Genomic DNA, 402 nt, shown 5'->3' with positions numbered 1-402 from the left:
ATTGAGTATTCGCTGGAACTCTGCGTAATCAGCATAACGCTGATTCCCTTTCTGGCAAGAGCGCCGAATACGCGGGCTGAAAATCCCGCTACTCCGACCATGCCTGTTCCTTGAATCCTTACAAGCGCAGTTTGGTTTATAGAGCTTATTCCCCTAATTGGGAATTTTCCCGGCGCGGCATTAGCGGTGATTTTTGTGCCTTTGCATTTTGGATTAAATGTATTGCGTACAAAAATGGGAATATTTTTTTCTAGCGCCGGTTTTACCGACGGTGGGAAAATTACCCTTGCGCCGAAGTGGGAAATTTCCATCGCTTCGTTATAAGAAATTTCATCTATAAGGAAGGCGTTCTTAACTTGTTCTGGATCGGCTGTTAACATTCCGTCTACATCTGTCCAAATT

The 402-nt window shown here is 44.3% G+C and carries 1 protein-coding gene; it reads right to left on the bottom strand.

Going from position 1 to position 402, the window contains the following annotated elements:
- On the bottom strand, positions 1-380 hold a 380-nt coding region (locus ACYVTD_RS17445; protein WP_461248892.1), incomplete at its 3' end, for an ACT domain-containing protein.
- Between the last annotated feature and the right edge of the window lie 22 nt (positions 381-402).

Source organism: Treponema sp. R6D11 (assembly GCF_054786075.1).
This window is presented reverse-complemented; position numbering and strand designations above follow the sequence as displayed.